The organism is Microbacterium sp. CFBP 8794 (genome assembly GCF_014841235.1).
In the GTDB taxonomy this organism is placed as follows: domain Bacteria; phylum Actinomycetota; class Actinomycetes; order Actinomycetales; family Microbacteriaceae; genus Microbacterium.
This window is the reverse complement of sequence record NZ_JACYTT010000002.1, coordinates 528161-548382: the sequence shown is the minus strand read 5'-3', so window position 1 is coordinate 548382 and position 20222 is coordinate 528161. Positions and strand designations below refer to the sequence as shown.

Below are 20222 nucleotides of genomic sequence, written 5' to 3'. Positions count from 1 at the left end.
CGAGGCGATGTCTGCCACGCCTGATCCCCGCACCACGACCGCCTCCGGCGCCGACGTTCGCGTCCGCTTCTGCCCGTCTCCGACGGGTCTGCCGCACGTAGGTCTCATCCGCACCGTCCTGTTCAACTGGGCCTACGCCCGGCACAACGGCGGCAAACTCGTCTTCCGCATCGAAGACACCGACGCCGCGCGCGACAGTGAAGAGAGCTACCAGCAGCTGCTCGAGGCGCTGCGGTGGATGAACATCGACTGGGACGAGGGTGTCGAGGTGGGCGGCCCGCACGCGCCGTACCGGCAGTCCCAGCGTCACGACATCTACCGTGAGGTGCTCGACAAGCTCATCGCGGCCGGGGCCGTGTACGAGAGCTACTCCACCGCCGACGAGATCGACGCGCGCAACGCGGCCAACGGTCGGGCCAAGCAGCTCGGCTACGACAACTACGACCGCGACCTCACCGACGAGCAGAAGGCCGCCTTCCGCGCCGAGGGGCGCGAGCCCGCGTGGCGCGTGCGCGTGCCCGACGAAGACCTCACCTACGTCGACCTCATCCGCGGAGAGGTGACGTTCCCGGCCGGATCGTTCCCCGACTTCGTGGTCGTCCGTGCCGGTGGCATCCCGCTGTACACGTTCGTGAACCCCGTCGACGACGCTCTCATGGGCATCACCCACGTCATCCGCGGCGAAGACCTCATGCCGTCCACCGCTCGCCAGCTCGCGCTCTATCGTGCGCTGCTCGACGCCGGCGTCACCGATTACGTTCCGCGCTTCGGACACATGCCGCTCGTGCTGGGCGAGACCGGCAACAAGAAGCTCTCCAAGCGCGACCCGCAGGCCGACCTGTTCCTGCAGCGCGAGAAGGGCTTCATCCACGAGGGCCTGCTCAACTACCTGTCGCTGCTCGGATGGTCGCTCGCGAGCGACCGCGACGTGTTCTCGCTCGACGAGATGATCGCCGCGTTCGACATCGCCGACGTCAACCCCAACCCGGCGCGCTTCGACCAGAAGAAGGCCGAGGCGATCAACGGCGACCACATCCGAATGTTGGATGCCGATGACTTCGCGTCGCGGATCGTCCCCTACCTCGCGGGTGCGGGTCTCATCGCTGAGCAGCCGAGCGAGGAGCACCGCGCGATCATCGCGTCGGCCGCGCCCCTCGTGCAGGAGCGCGTGCAGCTGCTCGGTGAGGTCCCGGGGATGCTCGGGTTCTTGTTCGTCTCCGACGTGGAGTACGCCGAGGACGCCCTGAAGGGCCTTCCGGCCAACGCGGGCGAGGTGCTGGTCGCCTCGGTCGCCGCCCTCGAGCTCGTACCCGAGTCCGCCTTCACCACCGAGGCCGTGCAGGCGGCGTTGTCGACCGCTCTGGTCGACGAGCTGGGGCTCAAGCCCCGCGTCGCCTTCGGCCCCCCGCGCGTCGCCCTCACGGGCCGCCGGGTGTCGCCGCCGCTGTTCGAGTCGATGGAACTTCTCGGCAAGGCCGACACCCTCCGCCGTCTCGGCGCCCTGGTGCAGCACCTGGGTTGAACGGAACGGCCCACGCGACGCGCGCGGGCCGGCCCCGTTTTGGCACTCGGGCCGACGTCGCGTAAGCTTGTCCCTCGGCACGAGTTACGGCTCACCGCCTTGGGGTATGGTGTAATTGGCAACACGGCGGTTTCTGGTTCCGTTGTTCTTGGTTCGAGTCCAGGTACCCCAGCAAGACGAAAAGCCCCGGTCATCGCGTATGTTGCGAGAAGCCGGGGCTTTTGCTTTCTTCCCGCCCCGACGTGATGCCGCACTCGCGAAGGGGTACGCCGCATGACCCGAACCACACCGCCGCCCCCGCGGCCTCGGTCGGCGCAGCAGCGGCGCCGACGCAGGGAGCAGCTCGCGACGTGGATCACCCTGTCGGTGGTCGTCGTCATCTGCGCGGCCGTCGGCGTCGGCGCGTACGCGATGGCGAACTCCTGGTGGGTCGTCGAGGATCCCGCGCCGTCGGCCGACCAAGAGCTGTCGGACGGACAATCCCGATTCGACCGCGCCGGGACCGACTTCTTCAACCGGCAGCGCGCCGTCGTCATCGATCTGACGACCTCGGCGTCGGCCAGCGACCTGGGCCTTCCCGCCGACGCGGACACCCCGGTAGAGACCCTCGTGCCGCTCACGGTGACGGTGCGGGCCGACGGGGAGTCCCTGGATTTCTCGGGCGTGACGTGGTTCGCGCTCGCGACGGGCGGCGATCGCCTGTCGGCGGTGAGCGTGCAGCCGGCCTCGAGCACGACGTGGGTCAGCATCCGCGCCGACCTCGAGCAACGGGCGGCTCAGTGGGGATGGTCCGAGGCCGACGTCGCCACCCTCGCGCAACAGGTCGGCGACGCGGCCCGCGCCGAGGGCCAGGCGACCACGGCGAGCCTGCCGCCCACGCCCCTCGGCAGCATCACGGTCTCGGCCCACGTCGCGGTCGACGCCGACGGGCGACTCTCGTTGCAGTACGTCTTCGCCCGCTGATCGGGCGAGGGGCGCGTGTGGCGCGAGGAACGGCATCCGGTTTCGCGTGGGGGAGATCGGCCCCCGCCGGGTCGTGGTCATCCGAGAGGCGATGCACGACCGGTCGTGACGAGCGAGAATGGGGCCATGGGTCTTTTCGTGCAGCGTCCCGAAGAACCGAGCGAGTGGGCGGGCCTTCCCGGCGAGCCCCAGCGGCCGCGCAGTCGCGCCGAGGTCCTGCCCGACGACGCTCCGCTCGACGTCGCGTCGCCCGCTCTGCTCGGGCTCGGTGAGACGTCGATCTCGTCGATCGAGATCCCGGTGACCGCCGTCGACGACAGCACGTCGCCGGAGGAGTAGGGGGCGCGTTCGTCGGGGGTGAGCATGGCTTCGCTACGATCCCCTCAGTGCCCGCGTCGACGGGCCGGAGCCGGAAGCAGGTCACCCGTGAAGCGTTGGTCCCTCGTCGTCGCTGTCGTCGCCCTCCCGCTGCTGGTCGCGGGATGCACTCCCTCCGCGTCGGGCGACACGCCGGTGACGGGTTCGAGCGCGAGCCCCGCGGCGTCCATTGGCTCGCAGGCGCTTCCGCCGACCGTCGTCTCGCCCGGAGAACTCGACACTCGCGACGCGACGGTCGTCGTGGCGACCGCCCTCGTGCTCGCGGTGCCCGACGGCACCGAAGCCGAGTGGAGCGGGACGACGGCCGATCCCACGATCGCGGAGTTCTCGGCCGGCGGAGCGTCGGAGGGCGCCGTCTTCCGTCCGGGGTTCGAGGCGCGCAAGGTGGGCACCACGACGGCGACGCTCACCGGCCCCGACGGCCAGCAGATCGCGTTCACGATCTCGGTCGTCGCTCCCTGACGGGAAAGCACGCGCGAGGACTCCGTCCGGGTACGTGCCTCACCGCGGGGTCCTCAGCGGGTGTTCGTGAGCCGCGCGGCCATTCCCTCGAGCAGAAGGTCGATGCTCATCTGCAGCTGCGTGTCGTCGAAATCGACGAGGTCGGCTCGAGCGAAGCGTCGAAGGGCCGGGAGGTGTGCGCTCTCCGCCTCGTCGAGTGCGAGACGCAGTTCCGGAACCTGCGGGTGCCCCGACGGCTGCTGCGCGATGAGTTGCTCGCGTGCCAGAGCGCCGGCCATGCTGGTGAGCGCCGCCAGACTACGGGCGGCGGTCTCGTCATCGAAACCGGCCTCCGTCATGATGCGCAGGGTGCGATCGACGGGCTCGAGGAGCGCGACGTTGGCAGCCGTGAGGCGCACGTACACGCCGAGACCCTTGGCGGCGAGCACGGCACCGTGCATCGACAGCGCCAGGAGTCGACACGCTTGCCGCCAATCGGCATCCGGGGGAAGAGCAAGGGTGCCGAAGTTTCCGGTGAACGCCTCGAAGGCCACGGCCTGTCGAAGGGCGCCCACGTCGCTGACGTGATGATGCACCGCCGCGCGGTCGACGCCGAGTCGGTCGGCGACGGCCTTGACGGTGATCGTCTCCGCGTCCAGGTCTCGCGCCGCCTCGACGATCCGGGCCGCGGTGAGTCCGGCGCGGGTGCCGCGCCCGCGCCGAGGCCCGTCCGGGGTCGTCTCGTCGTCGGTCACCCGTCCATCCTAGGCGTCGACGATTGTATTCACGGGCGTGAATACTTACTCTGAGCATGGTCGTCTCACTGGGGGGCGCCGCCTCAACAGAAGGAGAACGCAATGGCCGGGACATCGGGACACGTGACCGCCGACAGCACCATCGGCTCATGGTTGGAGCATCCCGTCGGCGGCCCGCTGATCCGCGGACTCCTACGGGAGTCCGGAGTGGGCGATGACGCCCTGGGTCCCGTCCGGGGACTCCCGCTGCAGCAGCTCGTGACGATGAGTCAGGGCAAGATGCCGCAATCCGTGGTCGACGATCTGGTCTTGCGCGCGAACGACGGGGTCGTTCCGCCGTCGGGGGACTCGGCGGGATGGGTGGAGAAGATCACACCGGGTCGATTCGCGGGGAAGACGATCGTCGTCACCGGTGCCGCCGGCGGGATCGGTCGTGCGACGGCCGTGCGCATCGCGCGAGAGGGTGGTCGGGTCGTGGCGGTCGACATCAGCCGCGACCGACTCGCCGAGACCGCGGCCGCCGCCGAGGGCGCCGAGATGGTCGTCGTCGTGGGAGACATCACGCGGCAGCAGGACATCGACGAGATCGTCGCAGCCGCCGGGGACCGCATCGACGGCCTGGCGAACGTCGCCGGCATCAACGACGACTTCTCGCCTCTGCACGAAACCAGTGACGAGATGTGGGATCGAGTGATCGGTATCAATCTCACCGGGGGCTTCAAGCTGTCGCGCGCCGTCGTTCCGCTCATGCTCGCGGCGGGGTCCGGGGCGATCGTGAACGTCACTTCCGAGGCGGGGCTGCGAGGCAACGCCTCCGGGAACGCGTACACGGTGTCCAAGCACGGCGTGATCGGTCTGACGCGGAGCGCCGCGTTCATGTACGGGCCGCAGGGGCTGCGCGTCAACGCGGTCGCACCGGGCGGCGTCGCCACCGGCATCCCGATGTCCGCCCACCCCTCTGCGGCAGGATCCGCCCGCCTGGCGCCGTTCCAGCAGGCGATCCCGACGATCGCCACCGCCGAGAAGCTCGCCGCGTCCATCACGTTCCTGCTCAGCGACGACGCGGTGAACATCAACGGGGCGATCCTGCCCTCCGACGGCGGGTGGTCGGTGCAGTAGTCGCCCGTGTCGAGGGGGCGGGTGCCGCGGAGCGCGCAGACCCGTCTCCTCGACACCCGGCTCGGGCGGCCCGGTGTCCTCGACACCCGGCTCGGGCGGCCCGGTCACGTTCCTCGCGTCGGTACGGACCTGGATGCCGCGGAGTATTGCTGTGTGTTGTTTCGTGTTGTATCGTGTGGGAATCTTCGAAGGAGATCCCGTGTACGCAATGGAGCGCCAGCAGCTCATCGAGCGCGAACTGCGCGAGGTCGGACGCGTCAGCGTCATCGACCTGGCCCGCCGCTTCGACGTGACGACCGAGACCGTGCGCCGCGACCTCGACCGCCTCGAGGGCACCGGATCTCTGCGCCGCGTGCACGGTGGGGCGGTCGGTATCGACCGGGCCAGCACGGCGGAGTCCTCGCTCACCGAGCGGCGTGAGCGCCGCCGTGACGCCAAGCGCGCGATCGCCGCCGAGGCGGCCGGCCTTCTCGGAGCGGACTTCCGCGGGTCGATCTTCCTCGACGGCGGAACGACGCCCGCCGCCGTGGCCGCGATGCTCCCCGCCGCGCTCGACGCCGGCTCCGGGGTCGAGGTCGTCACGCACTCGCTCGAGGCGGCGCACCTGCTCGCGGGCGAGGAGCGTCTCTCGCTCACCACCATCGGCGGACGGGTACGCGGGGTGACCGCCGCGGCCGTCGGTGCGCACACCGTTCGCACCATCGGCCAGCTGCGCCCCGACATCGCCTTCGTCGGCACGAACGGTCTGAGCGCCGGCTTCGGGCTCAGCACGCCCGATCCCGACGAGGCCGCCGTCAAGACCGCCATCATCCAGTCGGCCCGTCGCGTCGTACTCGTCGCCGACGCGGCCAAGTTCGGAGAGGAACTGCTCGTGCGTTTCGCCCGACTCGACGAGATCGACGTGCTCGTCACCGACGCGGCCCCGCCCACCCCGCTCGCGGAGGCCCTGGCCGACGCCGACGTCGAGGTGCGTGTCGCATGATCGTCACCCTGACCGCCAACCCTTCGGCCGACCGCGCTGTGGTGCTCTCCGACGCCCTCGCCCCCGGTGAGGTGCAACGCGCGCTCTCGTCTCGAGAAGACGCCGGCGGCAAAGGCGTCAACGTCGCCCGCGTGGTCACGGCGGCCGGAGCCCCCGCGCGCGCCGTCGTCCCCGTCAACGCGCACGACCCGTACCGGATGCTGCTCGAAGACACCGCCATCGCCCTCGACCTGGTCGAGGTGGCGGGGCGCGCCCGGGCCAACCTCACCATCACCGACCCGGCGGGCGAGACCACCAAGCTCAACCTGCCGGGTGCCGAGCTGTCCGGCGCCGAAGCCGAGGCTCTGGTCGCCGGCGTCGTCGCCGCGGCCGAGGGCGCCACGTGGCTCGTGCTCGCCGGATCGCTGCCGCCGGGCGTTCCGGCCTCGTTCTACGCCGATCTCATCACCGCGGTCCGCGTACGCTGGGGCGCCGCCGCTCCGCGCGTCGCGGTCGACGCCTCGGGCCCGGCCCTGGCCGCGGTGGTCGCCACCGCCCGTCCCGACCTCATCAAGCCCAACCACGAAGAGCTCGCCGAGCTCGTCGGCGAAGACGCCGCCGGCGACGCCGATGTGCTCACCGAAGCGACCCGCCGTGCACGCACGCTCGTGCCCGAGCGGGTGGCATCCGCCCTCGTGACCCTCGGGGCCGATGGTGCCCTGCTGTTCACGGCCGACGGCGCGTGGCGCGGTCGCGCCCCCCGAATCCAGGTCGCCAGCACGGTCGGCGCGGGCGACAGCTCGCTCGCCGGCTACCTGCTGGCCGACCTCGAGGGAGCCTCGGCTCCCGACCGTCTCGCGCGGAGCATCTCGTACGGCGCCGCCGCCGCGACCCTGCCGGGGACTCAGGCCCCGACACCGGCCGATCTGCCCGCGGGCACGATCGCCGTCTCCGACTTCTCCACCCACACCGCAACATCCTGACCACGGAGGTCACCAGACAATGTCCGACATCATCACCGCGGAGCTCGTCACCCTCGACGCGCCCCTGGGCACCGACAAGCAGTCGGTGATCCGTGCCCTGGCCGAGCGCGTCGTCGCGCAGGGTCGCGCGACCAGCGCCCAGGAACTCTTCGACGACGCCTGGGCCCGTGAGCAGAAGGACGAGACCGGCCTGCCCGGCGGCATCGGAATTCCGCACGCCCGCAGCGCCTCGGTCACCGAGCCGACCCTCGCGTTCGCGCGTCTGACGCCCGGGGTCGACTTCGGCGCCCCCGACGGCCCCGCCGACATCGTGTTCCTCATCGCCGCGCCCGCCGGTGCCGACGAGGCGCACCTGGCGGTGCTGTCGCAGCTCGCGCGGAGCCTCATGAACAACGACTTCATGTCGGGTCTGCGCGCCGCGCAGACGCCCGCGGACGCCGTGCGCATCATCACGGATGCCGTGACCCCGGCCCCCGCCGCTTCGGCCCCCGCCGCAGCACCTGCCGCCGCGGCAGCCCCCACCGCCACGCGCGCCGAGACCCGTGCCGCGGGCCGCACGAAGAAGATCGTGGCGGTCACCGCGTGCGCCACCGGCATCGCCCACACCTTCATGGCCGCCGACGCGCTCACCGCCGCCGGCGCCGAGACCGAGGGCGTCGAGCTGATCGTGGAGCCGCAGGGCTCGAGCGGCTACAAGGCCCTGCCGCAGAGCGTCATCGACGACGCCGACGCCGTGATCTTCGCGGTCGACGTCGACGTGCGCGAACCCCAGCGCTTCGCGGGCAAGCCCGTCGTGCGCGCCGGCGTCAAGCGCGGTATCGAGCAGCCGAAGCAGCTCATCGCCGAGGCCCTCGCCGCCAGCGACAACCCGAACGCCGCGCGCGTGCAGGGCGGTGCCGCCGGTGCGGGTGCCGCCGAGGCCCCCACCGCCCAGCAGTCGGTCGGCCGCCGCATCCAGCGGTGGCTGCTGACCGGTGTCAGCTACATGATCCCGTTCGTCGCCGGTGGCGGTCTGCTGATCGCCCTCGGGTTCCTTCTCGGCGGATACCAGGTCACGCAGAACGCGGCCAACGTCATCATCCAGAACTCGCTGTGGGATCTGCCGACCGAAGGCATCACGTCGTCGTTCGGCCCGCTGGGCCAGTACCTCGGCTCGGTCGCGTTCATGATCGGGTCGACCTCGATGGGCTTCATCGTGGCCGTGCTCGCGGGCTTCATCGCCTACGCGATCGCCGATCGCCCCGGCATCGCCCCGGGCTTCGTCGCCGGTGCCGTCGCCGTGCTCATGAACGCCGGCTTCATCGGCGGCATCATCGGTGGTCTGCTCGCCGGTTTCATCGCCTGGTGGCTCGGTCGCTTCGACGCCCCGCGGTGGCTGCGCGGCCTCATGCCGGTGGTGATCGTGCCCTTCCTCGGCTCGATCTTCGCCTCGGGGCTGATGATCCTCTTCCTCGGACGCCCGATCGCCTCGCTCATGGCCGCCCTCACCGAGGGCCTCACCGGCCTCGCGGGCAGCGGTGCCGGCGCGATCGTGCTGGGCGTGATCCTCGGCCTCATGATGTGCTTCGACCTCGGTGGCCCGGTCAACAAGGTCGCCTACGTCTTCGCCACCACGGGCCTCGCCGCCGCCACCCAGTCCAACACCACGCCGTACCTGATCATGGCCGCGGTCATGGCCGCGGGCATGGTGCCGCCGCTCGCGATGGCGCTGGCCTCGACCGTGCTCGCCCGCGGCCGGTTCACGCCGGTCGAGCGTGAGAACGGCGCCGCAGCCTGGCTGCTGGGTGCTTCGTTCATCTCCGAGGGCGCGATTCCGTTCGCCGCCGCCGACCCGCTGCGCGTCATCCCCGCCTCGATGGTGGGCGGTGCGATCACCGGTGGACTCAGCATGATCATCGGCGTGCAGTCGTTCGCCCCGCACGGCGGCGTGTTCGTGTTCTTCGCGATCAACCCCTTCTGGGGTTTCGCGCTCGCAATCGCGTTGGGTACGGTCGTGACGGCGCTGATCGTCGTCGCGCTCAAGCGCATCGGCGCTCAGAAGGACCCGTCCGTCGCCGAGACCGCTCCCGCGGCCACGGTCGCCGCGTAATACCCCCGTCGAATCGAGAGGATTCACCATGGCAGAACGTCAGGCCACCATCGCCAGCGCCTCGGGCCTCCACGCCCGTCCCGCGAAGCTCTTCGTGCAGGCCGTGCAGGAGAAGAAGATCCCCGTCACGATCGCAGCCGAGGGCGGTGCCGACCTCAACGCCGGCAGCATCCTCTCGCTCATGGGCCTGGGTGCCGGTCGCGGCACCGTCGTGACCCTGAAGGCCGAGGGCGACGGCGCCGAGCAGGCGCTCGACGAGCTCGTCGCTCTTCTCGAGACCGACCTCGACGCGCAGTAAGCACCGCGCTTCACAACACCGGATGCCACGGGCCCCAGGGCTCGTGGCATCCGGTGTTTCGCGTACGGGTGGCGGGCCGAACTCCTGAGTTTCGCCGATCGGTGCGGGCTGTCGGCCGCCGAAGGGCCCGGGCGCGCGGATCGTTCAGGAGTGTGGCCCGGTCCGAGCCTCAGACGTCGACTGTGTCGCCGGGCTGCAGATCGACGAACGATCCGCCGTTCTGCTCCGCGGCCCAGGTGAGGCGCGCGGCGCCCATCTGCTTGCCCGCCGTCGACAGGGTCATGTCGTGGGTGGCGAACACACGGTCGGGCTTGACGTCGAGGACGAAGTCGATGGCGTCGCCGATCTTCAGCCACGGGGCACCGACGGGCGCGGCCAGCAGATGCACCTTCGAGCGTTTGGGGACAGCATACGAATCGCCGGGGTAGTACAGCGCGTCGTTGACGAGCACGCCGACGTTGTCGACGTTCGGGATCGACTCGTGGATGACCGCGTGCGTCCCGCCGAAGAACTCCAGGTGGAAGGGGCCCACGTCGAGGCGATCGCCGGGGGAGACCGCGATGACGTCGAACCCGGCGGCCGCGTGCACCACGCCCTCGGGACCGTAGATCGGAACGCCGGGGTGGGCCTTCTGCAGGCGCGTGAGGTGATCGGCCGTCCAGTGGTCGGCGTGTTCGTGGGTGATGACGACGCCGACGAGACCGACGAGGTCTTCGAGCGGCGAGGTGAAGCTCCCGGGGTCGACGACGAGGGTGTGTCCCGACTCGACGAGGACCAGGGCGGCGTGTTCGTGCTTCGTGAGGCGCATGCTCCCAGTGAACTCCGCGACCGCGCGGGCGGCAACCGCTGGCGGGGGAGGCGAAGTCGGGCTATCGCCTCTTCCGCCCACCGCGTTCTCGCGGTACCGTGGCCGGACACGCCCGGGAATTCGGTGGTTCCGGCCCCGATTTTGCGTGCGCGCAATTCGTGGTGCATACTTGAACCGTTGCGAAGCGGCCCCATCGTATAGCGGCCTAGTACGCTGCCCTCTCACGGCGGTAACGCGGGTTCGAATCCCGCTGGGGTCACCACAGAGAAAAAGGCTCCGACCATGTGGTCGGGGCCTTTTTCGTGTCTCGGGTTCTTGCGCCTCGGTGGCGCGCCCGCGCGGCTCCGGGCCTGAACCCGTCTCAGTCCTCGCTCGCGGCGCGGCGCCGACGCACCAGGCGACGCGTCCCCCAGACCACGGCGAAGACGACTCCCGCGACGGCGATCCACGGCAGCAGGAACCCCAGGCCGATGACGACGCCGTTCAGCGTCGCGACGAGGCCGTTCCAGCCGGCGATGAGCCCGTCGCCGAAGCCGGCGGGGTCGGCGGTGACGGATGCCGCGGGCTCGGTCAGTTGCACGCTCAGCGTCGACATCGCCACCTGCGACTCGACCGACTGCAGCACCTGCCGGTCGCTGTCGAGTTGCGCCTGACGCTCCGCGAGTGCGGACTCCGCGGTGATGAGGTCGGACACCGATGCCGCTTGGGCGAGGAGTTCGGTGAGGCGCGCCACCGAGGCCTCTCCGGCCGACACCCGGGCACGCAGGTCGACGGCTTGCTCGGTCACGTCGGAGCGGGTGACGCTCGTCGCCGTGACCTCGCCGACCTCGCGGAGGCCGTCCATCACCGAGGCGAGGGTGTCGGCGGGTACGCGCACGGTGATCCAGCCCGACGACGTCGGTGACACGGCGGCGGAGCCGTCGATCGGCAGGCCCATCGCGCCACCGCCCAGCTGGGACGACTCGACGTATCCGCCGACGCTGGTCGCCGTGGCCGAGATCGTGTCGATCGCCGCGGTGAGATCGTCGACCTCCACGGTGCTCGACCCGGTGGCGACGATGTCCCGGGTGCCGGCGTCTCGAGTGCTCGCGTCGAGAGCGACCGCGGACTCTCCCGCTGCGTCCGACCCCGCGGCCCCCTCCTGCCTCGGGGCTGCGGGCGCGCTGTCGGCGCTTCCGACGTCCAACCGCTCGCCGGCCCACGCGGCGCCCTCGGCCGCGCCGGAGCCGGCCGCCGCCGACCCGCCGGAGCTCTGGGAGGTGGTCAGGGTGGTGCCGACCACGGCCGCGATCACCACGACGGCGGCGGCTGCGCCGACCCCCGTCCAGATGCCGCGACGGCGTCGGCGCACGCGGTCGCGCTCCTGGCCGATGCGCGCGAAGACGGCGTTCTCGATGGCATCCACGCGGTCGGCGGGAAGCGAGGGGAGGGTGGGGCTGGTCATGGGGTCTCGGTCTCCATCGCGGTGGCGCGTACCCGGGAGCGGATACGGGAGAGGCGGTTGCGCACGGTGCCGTGGGATACGCCGAGCTCCGCGGCGGCGGCCTCATAGCCGTACCCCTCCGCGGCGCACAGGCGGAAGATCTCGCGGTCCAGCTCGCTCAGGCGGTCGACGGCCGCGAGGATGGCCGCCACCGTCTGGGCCTGCACGACCTGCGCCTCGACGTCGATGACCCCGGGGATCTCGTCGTCCAGCGCCGCGTGCGATCCGTGGCGCCGACGCGCCCGCAGGCGGTTCTGCGCCTGCAGCCGGCACACCGTCGCGAGCCAGGGGAGGAGCGACGCCCCCTCCAGTCGCAACGACGGGATCTTCCGCCACGCGACCACGAACGTCTCTTGCACGACGTCCTCCGCGTCGCTCGCGTCGCCCACCAGGCCGAAGGCGATCCAGTACACCGGACGCGCGTACGCGCGGTACAGCTCGCGGTACGCGACCTCCGACCCGCCGGCGGCGCGCGCCACGAGGGCCCTGTCGTCGATGACGTCGTGGGTCATGGCATCCGTCCCGCTCCCGGTCGATTCCCGTGAGCACTCTCTCACTGAGAGGTGTCCGCCCGCGCGTGATCGTCTCGCATCCGGTGGGGACGAGGGGCGGGGCCGGAGCCGGGCACCCGATAGAATCGAGCGTTTCCCCGACGAAAGGCCCCGCCATGGAGCTGCAGCTCGACCCCGTCTTCCAGACGGTCACTCTGGTGGTCCTGGTGCTGATCCTGGTCGCCGACCTGCTCATCATCCTCAAGCGCCCGCACATCCCCGCGGCGAAGGAATCGACGCTGTGGGTCGTGTTCTACGTCACGCTCGCCCTGATCTTCGCGGGTGTGCTGTGGATCGTCGCCGGGGGAGAGGTCGCCGGGCAGTTCGTCGCCGGGTGGTTGACCGAGTACAGCCTGTCGATCGACAACCTCTTCGTGTTCGTGCTGATCATGGGGCAGTTCGCCGTGCCCCGGCGCTATCAGCAGGAGGTGCTGATGGTGGGCATCATCATCGCGCTCATCCTGCGCGGGGCGTTCATCCTCGTGGGCGCCACGATCATCGAGAACTTCAGCCCGATCTTCTACCTCTTCGGCGCCTTCCTGGTCTACACCGCGATCCGGCAGGCGTTCCCCGGCTCCGATCACGACGGCGACTCGCAGAAAGAGAACCTCATCGTGCGGACGCTGCGCCGCGCCCTGCCGATGAGCGACGCGTACGACGGCAAGAAGATCGTCACGCGCGTCGACGGCAAGAAGCTGTTCACCCCGATGATCATCGTCTTCGTCGCGATCGGCGTCACCGATCTGCTGTTCGCGATCGACTCGATCCCGGCGATCTTCGGCATCACGCAGAGCCCGTTCATCGTCTTCACCGCGAACCTCTTCGCGCTGATGGGGCTGCGCCAGCTCTACTTCCTGCTCGGCGACCTGCTCGATCGCCTCAAGTACCTGCACTACGGGATCGCGTTCATCCTGGCGTTCATCGGCGTGAAGCTCGTCTTCCACGCGATGCACGTCAACGAGCTGCCCTTCCTCAACAACGGCGAACCGATCGAATGGGCGCCGGAGATCTCGACGTGGGTGTCGCTCGCCGTGATCATCGTGTCGATGGCGGTCGCCACCGTCGCCAGCCTGATCGCCGCCCGTCGCGAGCCCGCCGCCGTCGGCGCACAGGATGCCGCGGCCGACGTCGCCGACGAGAAGGGCACCCCGACGACGGTGGAGCACCCCGAGCGCGACTGACGTTTCGCCTCGCACGCCCTCCTGGGCACACGCGTCAGCCCCGAGGCGGGCGTGTCCCACTTCGTGCAGGTGAACGCCGGTCTTTCTGCACCAAGTGGGACATCACGCGCGAGGCTGGGGCGGCGCTCTGTGGCGTGTCCCACTTTGTGCGGGTGGATGACTGATTTCCTGCACGAAGTGGGACACGGTGTCGCGCCGGGGCGCTCAGAACGCGCGGAGGTTCGCGTGCAGGCCGCCGTCGACGTACTCCTCGCGCAGAATGCCGCGCCGACGCAGGATCGGGACCAGGTCGTCGAGCACGCGGTGCACGGTGACCGGGTGCAGGTCGCCCCACAGCAGCACGCCGTCGTTGCCCCAGGTGCCGAGCTCTTCGATGCGGTCGGCGAACTCGTCGGCCGTCCCCACGAAGCCGCTGCCGTCGTTCAGTCGTCCGAGGCGTGCGTGGGCGCCCAGCAGTGTGCGCAGCGGAGCGTCGTCGTCGTGCTTCCCGACGAGTCGCCGGATGCTGCCCTCCGACACGTGCTCGCCGAAGATCGACCGGTCCAGCGGGCGGTCCAGATCGAGGGCCGTCAGATCGGTCTCGAGGTCGCTGGACTGCTTGCGGGCGATCGCGATCAGCGCCTCGTCGTCGGGGTGGGCGGATGCCGCGACCAGGCGGTCGGCTTCTTCCGGCGACGACACGAGCACGGGCTGGATGGCGAACAGGATCTTGATGTCGTCGGCCGAGCGCCCCGCGGCTTCCGCTGCGGTGTGGATGCGTCCGCGGTAGGCGCGGATGCTCGCCTCGTCGAGGGGTGCCAGCGCCAGTTGCACGTCGGAGTTGTGCCCGGCGAACGACAGGCCCCGCCCGGAGCCGCCGGGTGACACGATCGCCGGCTCGCCGTCGGTGAAGGGAACGGCATTCAGCGGACCGTCGAAGCCGAAGTGCTCGCCGCGGTGGCGCGTGGCGTGCAGATTCGTTCCGTCGGCGTAGACGCCGCTGCCCTCGTCCTCGACGAGCGCGCCTTCACCCCAGCTGCGCCAGAGGTCCCGGATGCCGCTGAGCCACTCCTCGGCGCGGTCGTAGGCCGCATCGTGTCCGAGCTGAGGGGCGGGGGAGAAGTGCCGGGCGCTGCCGGTGTCGGTCACGACGTTCAGCCCCAGTCGGTGCCCGCTCAGGTGCTGAAGGGTCGCGAACTGCCGGGCGGCCGTGTACGGCAGGTACGCCGCCGGGTTGACCGTGGGCACGACGCCGAGGTGCCGCGTGGCGGCGAAGAGGTAGGGGGCGAGCAGCAGGGGATCGTGCTTGGGGCCGCCGAACGCGTGGCGCACGCGCAGATCGATGGTCTCGGCGCTGCCCAGCGAGGGGGCGTCTTCGATGATCAGCAGATCGAAGCCCGCCTGCTCCAGGGTGCGGGCGGAGTCCTGGTAGAGCCCGGGCTCCGTCCACCGGTGGTTCCACCGCAGGTAGGGGTGGCCCCACCCGTGGGGGCCGAAGCCGCGGGCGAGGAACCAGCCGAAGTGCTGCAGACGGCTCACAGCACGACCACTTCTCGCTCGACGTCCGACGAGAGCCCGGCGAGACCGTCGAGCGCCTGAGCGAGGTCGGCGAGCAGGTCGTCGATGTCTTCGATGCCGATCGAGAAGCGCAGCGTGCCCGGGAAGACCCCCGCGCGCTCGCGCTCGGCGACCGTGCGCGCGGCGTGCGAGGTGCTCTGCGGGTGCAGCACGAGCGAGCGCACATCGCCCAGGTGGGTCATGTGCGTGATCACCTCGACCGATTGCACGACGTGGCGGACCGCTTCGAGACCGCCGCGGAGGGTCACGGTGAACACCGAGCCGCTGCCGCGGCGCAGGTAGCGCGCACCGAGCTCGTGGTGCGGGTGCGATGCCAGGCCCACGTGGTCGACGCGCTCGACCTCGGGGCGCTCCTCGAGCCACCGCGCCACGGCGAGGGCGTTCTGCGACTGCCGCTCGACGCGCAGGCTGAGGGTCTCGATGCCCTGGCCGATCAGGAAGGCGTTGAGCGGCGACGGCGAGGGACCGAACCGCGGGGCGACGCTCTCGCGGATGTAGGCCCCGCGCGCGCGTCCGCCGTGCTTCTCGGCGTAGCTCGCCCCGCCCAGGCGGTCGGTCTGCACGAGATGGGGGAACCGGTGTCCCGAGGCCGCCGCGTCGAAGCGTCCGTCGTCGACGATGACGCCACCGAGCACGGCCCCCTGACCGGCGAGGAACTTGCTCGCCGAGTGCACGACCACGGCCGCGCCGTGCTCGAGGGGCCGCAGGAGGTACGGGGTGGTGAACGTGCTGTCCACGACGAGGGGGATGCCCTGCTGCCGCCCGATCGTCGAGACCGCGGCGATGTCGAGCACGTCGTTGCGGGCGTTGGAGAGCGTCTCGGCGAAGAAGGCGCGCGTGAGCGGGGTGACGGCATCCCGCCACGCGTCGAGGTCGGAGGCGTCGACGAAGGTCGTCTCGATCCCCAGGCGTGCGAGGTTGTCGAGCAGGAGCCCGCGGGTGCCCTCGTAGATGTGCTCCGACACGACGACGTGATCGCCGGCGCCGGCGAGTGCGAGCAGGGCGACGGTGACGGCAGCTTGACCGCTCGAGACGAGCACGGCCTGGTCGCCGCCCTCGAGAGAGGCGAGACGCTCCTCGACCGCCTGGACGGTGGGGTTGCCCGTGCGGGTGTAGCCGAAGCCGGCGCCCGAGCCGAAGTGCTCGGCGGACTCGTCGAGATCGGTGAACGTGAAGCCGGCCGTCAGGTAGATCGGGAGCGCGCGCGGCGACGCGGACACGGTCGAGGCGCCCACGTGCACCTGTCGGGTCGAGAATCCCGGTTCTGCGTTCGCGGCCATGCGGCACGCTCCTTCCTGCGGCGTGTCGACAGGCTTTCACGCGGGGCCGGGGAGCGCCCAAACGTGCGGCGCCGTGTTACGTCGTCGACGCCGCGCTCTCTCCCTCCCGCGCCGCCGACGGCCTCGCGATCGACGCCGGCGGCGACGGCTGTGCCGGTGTCGCCGGTGGTATCGTGGCGAGGTGCGGATCGTCGGCCTCCTCCTTAGCGGCCGCGACGAGACCTTGTTCTAGGCCTTTCTCGTCGCGGAGTTCGTCGCGGGCCTCACACCCCTCCCGAGGAGAAACGCAAACCATGAGCAGCGCATCGATCGACGGCATCCGGATTCCGGATCGTCCTCGCACCCTGGCCGAGAAGGTCTGGGACGACCATCTCGTCGTCAAGGGCGAGAACGGTCAGCCCGACCTCATCTACATCGACCTGCACCTCGTGCACGAGGTCACCAGCCCCCAGGCCTTCGACGGCCTGCGCGCCGAGGGCCGGCCGGTGCGCCGGCTCGATCTGACGATCGCGACCGAGGACCACAACACCCCCACCCTCGACATCGACAAGCCGATCGCCGACCTCACCAGCCGCACGCAGATCGAGACGCTGCGTCGCAACGCGGCCGAGTTCGGCGTGCGCCTGCACTCCCTGGGCGACAAAGAGCAGGGCATCGTGCACGTCGTGGGCCCGCAGCTCGGCCTCACCATGCCCGGCGTCACCGTCGTCTGCGGTGACTCCCACACCTCCACCCACGGGGCGTTCGGGGCGATGGCGTTCGGCATCGGTACGAGCGAGGTCGAGCACGTTCTCGCCACGCAGACGCTTCCGCTCAAGCCCTTCAAGACGATGGGCATCACCGTCGAGGGCGACCTGCGCCCGGGCGTCACGGCGAAAGACATCATCCTCGCGATCATCGCCAAGATCGGCGCCAACGGCGGCCAGGGCTACGTGCTCGAGTTCCGCGGCAGCGCGATCCGGTCCCTCTCGATGGAGGGGCGCATGACGATGTGCAACATGTCGATCGAGGCCGGCGCCCGCGCCGGCATGATCGCGCCCGACGAGACGACCTTCGCCTACGTCAAGGACAAGCCGCACGCGCCGCAGGGCGCTGACTGGGACGAGGCTGTCGCGTACTGGCGCACGCTCCCGAGCGACGAGGGTGCGGTGTACGACGCCGAGGTCTTCCTCGACGCCGCCGGCCTCGAGCCCTTCGTCACCTGGGGCACGAACCCCGGTCAGGGCGTGTCGCTGTCGGACGTCGTGCCGACCCCCTCCGACATCATCGACCCGAACGAGCGCGCGGCCGCCGAACGGGCGCTGGAGTACATGGATCTGGCGGCGGGCACCCCCATGAAGGACATCCCCGTGGATGCCGTGTTCATGGGCTCCTGCACCAACAGCCGCATCGAAGACCTGCGCGCCTTCGCCTCGGTGATCCAGGGCCGCACCAAGGCGGAGAACGTGCGCGTGATGGTCGTGCCGGGCTCCGCCCGCGTGCGCCTCGAGGCCGAGGCCGAGGGCCTCGACAAGGTCTTCGTCGACTTCGGCGCCGAGTGGCGCTTCGCCGGGTGCTCGATGTGCCTCGGCATGAACCCCGACCAGCTGGCGCCGGGCGAGCGCTGCGCCTCGACCTCGAACCGCAACTTCGAGGGACGCCAGGGCAAGGGCGGCCGCACGCACCTGGTGTCGCCGCTCGTCGCCGCGGCCACCGCCGTGCGTGGCACGCTCTCGAGCCCCGCCGACCTCGACGCGATCGCGAGCGACGGCACCCTGATCACCGGCGGTGCCGCCCGCACCGATGAGACCGTTTCGACCGGGGCGGAGGCCTGACATGGAGAAGTTCAGCACCCACACCGGTGTCGCCGCCCCGCTGAAGCGCTCGGCCGTCGACACCGACCAGATCATCCCGGCGGTCTACCTCAAGCGCGTCACCAAGACGGGCTTCGAAGACGCCCTGTTCGCCAACTGGCGCCAGGATCCCGAGTTCCTCCTCAACCAGGACGCCTACCGTTCGGCATCCGTGCTCGTCGCCGGTCCCGACTTCGGCACCGGCTCGAGCCGCGAACACGCCGTGTGGGCGCTGCGCGACTACGGGTTCAAGGTGGTGCTGAGCCCCAAGTTCGCCGACATCTTCCGCGGCAACTCGGGCAAGCAGGGCCTGGTCACGGGCGTGATCACCGAGAACGAGGTCGAGCGCATCTGGGCCGCCATCGAGGCGCAGCCCGGTATCGAGATGACCGTCGATCTGCAGGCCAAGACCGCCACGGTCGGCGACCTCCAGGTCTCGTTCGAGATCGACGATTACACTAGGTGGCGGCTTCTCGAAGGGCTCGACGACATCGGGCTCACGCTGCGTGACGAAGACAAGATCACGCAGTTCGAGGCGCGCCGCGAGGCATGGCGGCCACGGACCCTCCCGGTCCGCTGAATCCGATCGACCCGATCGGTTCGATTCGCCGCCCCTCGTCCACGAAGTGAGGTCCACCCCCCTATGAGCACACTCGTCACCGATTCCGCAGATCAGAACCCCGGACAGCCCGACTGGGAAGCGGCCGAGACCCTCACGATCCGCGGCGGTCGCCCGCTGCGCGGCACCGTCGAGGTCAAGGGGGCCAAGAACCTCGTCACCAAGGCGATGGTCGCAGCCCTTCTCGGCGGCACCACCAGCACGCTGCGCGACGTGCCCATGATCAGCGACGTGAAGGTCGTGCGTTCGCTCCTCGAGGTGCACGGCGTGACCGTGACCGAGGGCGACGAAGAGGGCACGCTGCACCTCGATCCCTCGGGCGCGGTCGCCGCGCACTTCGAAGAGATCGACGCGCACGCGGGCGCCTCGCGCATCCCGATCCTGTTCTGCGGACCGCTGCTGCACCTTCTCGGCGAGGCGCTCATTCCCGACCTCGGTGGATGCCGCATCGGCGACCGTCCGATCAACTTCCACATGGACGCGCTCCGCGCCTTCGGTGCGGTCGTCGACAAGAGCTACGAGGGCATCCGCATCACGGCCCCGAACGGCCTGCACGGAGCGAACATCACGCTGCCGTACCCGAGCGTCGGGGCGACCGAGCAGGTGCTGCTCACCGCGGTCCGCGCCAAGGGCGTGACGGAGCTGCGCAACGCCGCCATCGAGCCCGAGATCATGGATCTCATCGCGGTGCTGCAGAAGATGGGCGCGATCATCTCGTACGAGCCCAACCGCGTCATCTTCATCGAGGGCGTCGACAAGCTCGACGGCTACGACCACCGCGCGATCTTCGACCGCAACGAAGCCGCGTCCTGGGCGTGTGCGGCGCTGGCGACCGACGGCGAGATCTTCGCCAAGGGCGCCCGCCAGCAGGACATGCTGACCTTCCTCAACGTCTTCCGCAAGGCCGGCGGATGGTTCGACGTCCGCGAGGACGGCATCCTGTTCCGTCGTGGCGAGTCGCTCAAGCCCGTCATGGTCGAGACCGACGTGCACCCGGGCTTCATGACCGACTGGCAGCAGCCGCTCATCGTGGCGCTCACCCAGGCGTCGGGAACCTCCACCGTGCACGAGACCGTCTACGAGAACCGACTCGGTTTCACCGAGGCCCTCAACAAGATGGGCGCCGACATCGTCGTGCACCCCAAGGGGCTCTCGAGCGCCGACCGGCGCGTCCCGCGTCGCGATCTCGAGCAGGCGGCCGTCATCAACGGCCCGACGCCCCTGCACGGGGCCGACGTCGAGGTTCCCGACCTGCGCGGCGGCTACAGCTACGTCATCGCCGCGCTGGCGGCCGAGGGCGAGTCGACGGTGCGCAACATCGGCATCATCCGCCGCGGCTACGAGAAGTTCCTCGAGAAGCTCACCGCTCTCGACGCCGACTTCCGCGTCGTGGGGTGACGGG

The 20222-nt window shown here is 70.4% G+C and carries 19 protein-coding genes and 2 tRNA genes; 15 read left to right on the top strand and 6 right to left on the bottom strand.

What is annotated here, in order from left to right:
- The first annotated feature begins 7 nt into the window (after positions 1 to 7).
- The 5 genes from gltX (at position 8) to IFU19_RS06450 (ending at position 3325) form a co-directional block, all read left to right on the top strand.
- Complete coding sequence (gene gltX / locus IFU19_RS06470) at positions 8 to 1522, top strand: glutamate--tRNA ligase (protein WP_192013233.1); 1515 nt, start codon at positions 8 to 10, stop codon at positions 1520 to 1522.
- A 100-nt stretch (positions 1523 to 1622) separates the two neighbouring features.
- Positions 1623 to 1694: transfer RNA gene (locus tag IFU19_RS06465), tRNA-Gln, on the top strand.
- Between the two features lie 101 nt (positions 1695 to 1795).
- The gene (locus IFU19_RS06460; protein ID WP_192013232.1) at positions 1796 to 2485 is read left to right on the top strand and encodes a hypothetical protein; all 690 of its coding nucleotides are present in this window, start codon (positions 1796 to 1798) and stop codon (positions 2483 to 2485) included.
- A 126-nt stretch (positions 2486 to 2611) separates the two neighbouring features.
- Positions 2612 to 2824: a hypothetical protein gene (locus IFU19_RS06455; protein WP_055836492.1), complete on the top strand. Its 213-nt coding sequence runs from the start codon at positions 2612 to 2614 to the stop codon at positions 2822 to 2824.
- Between the two features lie 87 nt (positions 2825 to 2911).
- The gene (locus tag IFU19_RS06450) at positions 2912 to 3325 is read left to right on the top strand and encodes a hypothetical protein (protein ID WP_055836494.1); all 414 of its coding nucleotides are present in this window, start codon (positions 2912 to 2914) and stop codon (positions 3323 to 3325) included.
- Positions 3326 to 3378: 53 nt separating this feature from the next.
- Here the strand turns inward: IFU19_RS06450 and IFU19_RS16580 are convergent, their stop codons facing one another.
- Positions 3379 to 4059 carry a TetR/AcrR family transcriptional regulator C-terminal domain-containing protein gene (locus IFU19_RS16580; RefSeq protein ID WP_055939775.1) on the bottom strand — a complete coding sequence of 227 codons (681 nt, stop codon included), beginning with the start codon at positions 4057 to 4059 and terminating at the stop codon, positions 3379 to 3381.
- A gap of 102 nt (positions 4060 to 4161) precedes the next feature.
- On the opposite strand from IFU19_RS16580, the gene IFU19_RS06440 reads away from it, so the two are divergent.
- The 5 genes from IFU19_RS06440 (at position 4162) to IFU19_RS06420 (ending at position 9509) form a co-directional block, all read left to right on the top strand.
- On the top strand, positions 4162 to 5178 hold the full coding sequence (locus IFU19_RS06440; protein WP_192013231.1) for an SDR family NAD(P)-dependent oxidoreductase: 1017 nt from the start codon (positions 4162 to 4164) through the stop codon (positions 5176 to 5178).
- Between the two features lie 199 nt (positions 5179 to 5377).
- Positions 5378 to 6160: a DeoR family transcriptional regulator gene (locus IFU19_RS06435; protein WP_192013230.1), complete on the top strand. Its 783-nt coding sequence runs from the start codon at positions 5378 to 5380 to the stop codon at positions 6158 to 6160.
- Positions 6157 to 7122 carry a 1-phosphofructokinase family hexose kinase gene (locus IFU19_RS06430; protein WP_055939778.1) on the top strand — a complete coding sequence of 322 codons (966 nt, stop codon included), beginning with the start codon at positions 6157 to 6159 and terminating at the stop codon, positions 7120 to 7122. The genes IFU19_RS06435 and IFU19_RS06430 overlap by 4 nt, the downstream gene beginning before the upstream one ends.
- Before the next feature lie 19 nt (positions 7123 to 7141).
- Positions 7142 to 9211 (top strand): PTS fructose transporter subunit IIABC, encoded by a 2070-nt coding sequence (locus IFU19_RS06425; protein WP_192013229.1) that lies wholly within the window; start codon positions 7142 to 7144, stop codon positions 9209 to 9211.
- 28 nt (positions 9212 to 9239) lie between these two features.
- On the top strand, positions 9240 to 9509 hold the full coding sequence (locus tag IFU19_RS06420) for an HPr family phosphocarrier protein (RefSeq protein ID WP_192013228.1): 270 nt from the start codon (positions 9240 to 9242) through the stop codon (positions 9507 to 9509).
- Between the two features lie 169 nt (positions 9510 to 9678).
- Here IFU19_RS06420 and IFU19_RS06415 read toward each other — a convergent pair whose 3' ends face one another.
- Positions 9679 to 10317 (bottom strand): MBL fold metallo-hydrolase, encoded by a 639-nt coding sequence (locus IFU19_RS06415; protein ID WP_192013227.1) that lies wholly within the window; start codon positions 10315 to 10317, stop codon positions 9679 to 9681.
- 186 nt (positions 10318 to 10503) lie between these two features.
- On the opposite strand from IFU19_RS06415, the gene IFU19_RS06410 reads away from it, so the two are divergent.
- Positions 10504 to 10579: transfer RNA gene (locus IFU19_RS06410), tRNA-Glu, on the top strand.
- 99 nt (positions 10580 to 10678) lie between these two features.
- On the opposite strand, the gene IFU19_RS06405 is transcribed toward IFU19_RS06410, so the two are convergent.
- Positions 10679 to 11761: a DUF4349 domain-containing protein gene (locus tag IFU19_RS06405; protein ID WP_192013226.1), complete on the bottom strand. Its 1083-nt coding sequence runs from the start codon at positions 11759 to 11761 to the stop codon at positions 10679 to 10681.
- Complete coding sequence (locus IFU19_RS06400) at positions 11758 to 12312, bottom strand: RNA polymerase sigma factor (RefSeq protein WP_192013225.1); 555 nt, start codon at positions 12310 to 12312, stop codon at positions 11758 to 11760. Before IFU19_RS06400 ends, IFU19_RS06405 begins: the two co-directional genes overlap by 4 nt.
- A gap of 155 nt (positions 12313 to 12467) precedes the next feature.
- Between IFU19_RS06400 and IFU19_RS06395 the strand changes: the two genes are divergently transcribed.
- On the top strand, positions 12468 to 13532 hold the full coding sequence (locus IFU19_RS06395; RefSeq protein ID WP_055939785.1) for a TerC family protein: 1065 nt from the start codon (positions 12468 to 12470) through the stop codon (positions 13530 to 13532).
- Between the two features lie 204 nt (positions 13533 to 13736).
- Here IFU19_RS06395 and IFU19_RS06390 read toward each other — a convergent pair whose 3' ends face one another.
- Both IFU19_RS06390 and IFU19_RS06385 read right to left on the bottom strand, forming a co-directional pair.
- Positions 13737 to 15050, bottom strand: a complete 1314-nt coding sequence (locus tag IFU19_RS06390; protein WP_192013224.1) for an LLM class flavin-dependent oxidoreductase — start codon at positions 15048 to 15050, stop codon at positions 13737 to 13739.
- Positions 15047 to 16369: an O-acetylhomoserine aminocarboxypropyltransferase/cysteine synthase family protein gene (locus tag IFU19_RS06385; protein ID WP_192013223.1), complete on the bottom strand. Its 1323-nt coding sequence runs from the start codon at positions 16367 to 16369 to the stop codon at positions 15047 to 15049. Before IFU19_RS06385 ends, IFU19_RS06390 begins: the two co-directional genes overlap by 4 nt.
- A 293-nt stretch (positions 16370 to 16662) precedes the next feature.
- On the opposite strand from IFU19_RS06385, the gene leuC reads away from it, so the two are divergent.
- The 3 genes from leuC to murA all read left to right on the top strand — a co-directional run bounded on the left by leuC (position 16663) and on the right by murA (position 20218).
- Complete coding sequence (leuC, locus tag IFU19_RS06380; protein WP_249405353.1) at positions 16663 to 18183, top strand: 3-isopropylmalate dehydratase large subunit; 1521 nt, start codon at positions 16663 to 16665, stop codon at positions 18181 to 18183.
- 1 nt (position 18184) lies between these two features.
- Positions 18185 to 18781 (top strand): 3-isopropylmalate dehydratase small subunit, encoded by a 597-nt coding sequence (gene leuD / locus IFU19_RS06375; RefSeq protein WP_055836584.1) that lies wholly within the window; start codon positions 18185 to 18187, stop codon positions 18779 to 18781.
- A gap of 63 nt (positions 18782 to 18844) precedes the next feature.
- Positions 18845 to 20218: a UDP-N-acetylglucosamine 1-carboxyvinyltransferase gene (gene murA / locus IFU19_RS06370; protein ID WP_055836587.1), complete on the top strand. Its 1374-nt coding sequence runs from the start codon at positions 18845 to 18847 to the stop codon at positions 20216 to 20218.
- Positions 20219 to 20222 lie beyond the last annotated feature (4 nt).